The sequence below is a fragment of the Saccharomonospora halophila 8 genome, assembly GCF_000383775.1.
GTDB lineage: Bacteria > Actinomycetota > Actinomycetes > Mycobacteriales > Pseudonocardiaceae > Saccharomonospora > Saccharomonospora halophila.
In genome coordinates, this window is sequence record NZ_KB912587.1 from 20,777 (window position 1) to 23,864 (window position 3,088).

Below are 3,088 nucleotides of genomic sequence, written 5' to 3' on the forward strand. Positions count from 1 at the left end.
CGGGTGAGCCAACGGGCGCGCGCGGCGGCACCGACCCGCTCGGCGGCACCGACCCGTTCGACCGAACCGAACCGCTCGACGGCACGGACACCCACGCGCTCGACCTGGTACGCCGGTTCGGCACGGTCGGCGCGCTCCTGCTCGCGTTCGGCTCGCTCGGGGCGGGGGCGGCCCCGATCCTGAATCCGGTCCACCACATTCCGGTGCTGCGGGTGTTCGCCCGCATCCCGACCGTGTCCGTGGCGGTGGCGTTCGCGGGCATGGGCATGATGGTGCTCGCCTGGCTGTGGCTCGGCCGGTTCACCCGGCCGGACCGCCCCCGGGTCGCCGACCAGGGACGGGTGCTGCGCGTGCTGGTGACCTGGACCCTGCCGCTGGTCGTCATCCCGCCGTTGTTCTCCCGGGACGTCTACAGCTACCTCGCGCAGAGCGAGATCGTGCGCCGCGGCTTCGACCCGTACGCGCTCGGCCCGGCGCAGGCACTCGGCGTCGACGACCCGTTCACCGCGGGCGTGTCCAACATGTGGCGGGACACGCCCGCGCCGTACGGCCCGCTCTTCCTCGAGATCGGCAGCTGGATCTCGGAGATCATCGGCACCGACGTCGCCCTGGGGGTGTTGCTGCAGCGGCTCCTGGCCCTGGTCGGATTCGGTCTGATCGTGTGGGCGCTCCCCCGGCTCGCCCGGCGCTACGGGGTGCGGCCGGGGACGGCGCTGTGGCTGGGTGCGGCCAACCCGCTGGTGCTGTTCCACCTGGTGGCCGGGGCGCACAACGAGGCGCTCGGCATCGGACTGATGCTCGCGGGGCTGGAACTCGGCATGCGCAGGCTCGCGGTCCGGGTCGAGGGGGAGCCGCCACCGCCACGGCTGCCGCACGAGTGGACCTACATCGTCGCGGGTGCGGTGGTCATCTCGCTCGCCGCGATGGTCAAGATCCACGCCATCGTCGCGCTCGGGTTCCTCGGGGTGATGGTCGCCCGGCGCCGGCACGGCCGGATCACGGACCTCGCCGCGGTGGCGGGGCTCATGCTCGGCGTGGTCACCGTGGTCTCGGTCGCCGTGGGCGTCGGTACCGGACTCGGGTTCGGCTGGATCGGCGCGTTGGAGACCCCCGCGATGGTGTGGAGCTGGGTCTCCCCCGTCGCCGAACTCGGACAACTCGGCGGGGTCCTCGGCATCCTGCTGGGCCTCGGCAACCACACCGCCTCCGTGATCGCCATCCTGGGCCTGCTCGGCTACCTGGTCGCGGGCGCGGTGACGGTGAAGTTCCTCTGGGACGGCTTCCGTTGGCGCTACCGGCCGATCATCGGCCTCGGGGTGTCGTTGGGCACCTTCATGCTGTTGCACGTCGCCATGCAGCCGTGGTGGCTGCTCTGGGCCGTGGTCCCGCTGGCCGCCGCCGCGGGGACGTCCCGGTTCCGGGTCGCCGCCACCGGGGCGAGCGCCGTCCTGGCGCTGCTGATCCCGCCGACGGGCAGCCCGTTCGACGGCCGCAGCTACATCCTGCACCAGGCCGTGGTCGCGGGCACGATCGTGGTGCTGCTCGCGGTCGGGGTGATGTGGCGGAAAGCTCCGTCACTGCTCCGCCGCCCGGGCACGGTGCGGTGAGCGCACGCTCTACCCTTGACTGTCGTGAACGCAGCGGCCGTGGAGATCACCGGGCTGGTCAAGCGGTTCGGCACGGTCACCGCCGTCGCCGACCTCGACCTCACCATGCAGCGGGGCGGCCTACTGGCCCTGCTCGGTCCGAACGGCGCGGGCAAGACCACCACGGTCGAGATCTGTGAGGGGTTCCTGCGCCCGGACGCCGGATCGGTGCGGGTGCTCGGGCTCGACCCGGCGCGCGACGGCGCGGCGCTGCGCTCCCGCATCGGGGTGATGCCCCAGGGCGGCGGCGCCTACCCCGGTGTGCGCGCGGGAGAGATGCTCGACCTGGTCGCCGCATGCGCGGCCCGGCCGCTCGATCCCGCGTGGCTGTTGGACGTGCTCGGGCTCGCCGAGGTCCGGCGCACGCCGTTCAAACGACTGTCCGGCGGGCAGCAACAGCGGCTCTCCCTGGCCTGCGCGATCGTGGGCAGGCCGGAGCTGGTGTTTCTGGACGAACCGACGGCGGGCATGGATCCGCAGGCGCGGCGCCTGGTGTGGGAGCTGCTCACCGGGCTGCGGGACGACGGGGTGAGCGTGTTGCTGACCACACATCTGATGGAGGAGGCGGAGGCGTTGGCCGAGGACGTGGTGATCGTCGACGGCGGCCGGGTCGTCGCCTCCGGAGCACCGGACACGCTCACCGCCGAGCACGCCGAGGACGCCCAGCTGCGCTTCCGCGCCCGTCCCGGCCTGGACACCGAACTGCTGGTCGCCGCCCTGCCCGAGGGGTATCTGGTGCGGGAGTCCGCCCCCGGCGCGTACCGGGTGTGCGGTGCGGTGGACCCGCAGGTCATCTCCACCGTGACGGCGTGGTGCGCCCAACAGGGGGTGCTGGCCGAGGAGCTGCACGTCGGCAGGCGGGACCTCGAGGAGGTCTTCCTGGAACTGACCGGACGGGAGCTGCGCACGTGACCCCGTCCCGGAGCGGGGTCCCGGCCGGGGACGCCGCCGCACCCCGGTTCGCGCCGGGGACCTTCACCCCGGACCCCGGGCGGGGCCGGCTGGGCCGGATGCTGCTCACCCATGCGCGGGTGGAGACCGCCCTGACCCTGCGGCACGGCGAGCAGATCCTGCTCACCCTGCTCATCCCGCTCGCCCTGCTGCTCGGCCTGAGCCTGCTCGACGTGATCCCGGTGCCCGGGGCCGACTCCACGGCGACCCGGGTGGACTGGGTGGCACCGAGGGTGCTCGCCCTCGCGGTGATGTCGTCGGCGTTCACCGGGCAGGCGATCGCGCTGGGCTTCGACCGGCGTTACGGCGTCCTGAAGCGGTTGGCGGCCACCGCGCTGCCCCGGTGGTTGCTCGTGCTGGGCAGGCTCGTCGCGGCGCTGGTGGTGGTGGCCCTGCAGACCCTGGTGCTGGGGGCCGTGGCGGCGGCACTCGGCTGGGCACCGCCATTGGCCGGCGCGGTCGTCGCGGTGCCGCTGCTCGCGCTCGGCACG

At 73.5% G+C, this 3,088-nt stretch carries 3 protein-coding genes; all 3 read left to right on the forward strand.

What is annotated here, in order from left to right:
* Nucleotides 1-1,607: polyprenol phosphomannose-dependent alpha 1,6 mannosyltransferase MptB (mptB, locus tag SACHA_RS23260; RefSeq protein ID WP_019812452.1), on the forward strand; the 1,607-nt coding region annotated here is incomplete at its 5' end.
* Between the two features lie 24 nt (nucleotides 1,608-1,631).
* Nucleotides 1,632-2,558 (forward strand): ABC transporter ATP-binding protein, encoded by a 927-nt coding sequence (locus tag SACHA_RS0119455; protein ID WP_019812454.1) that lies wholly within the window; start codon nucleotides 1,632-1,634, stop codon nucleotides 2,556-2,558.
* A 98-nt stretch (nucleotides 2,559-2,656) separates the two neighbouring features.
* A partial coding sequence (locus tag SACHA_RS23265; RefSeq protein WP_232211930.1) for an ABC transporter permease occupies nucleotides 2,657-3,088 on the forward strand: 432 nt, incomplete at its 3' end.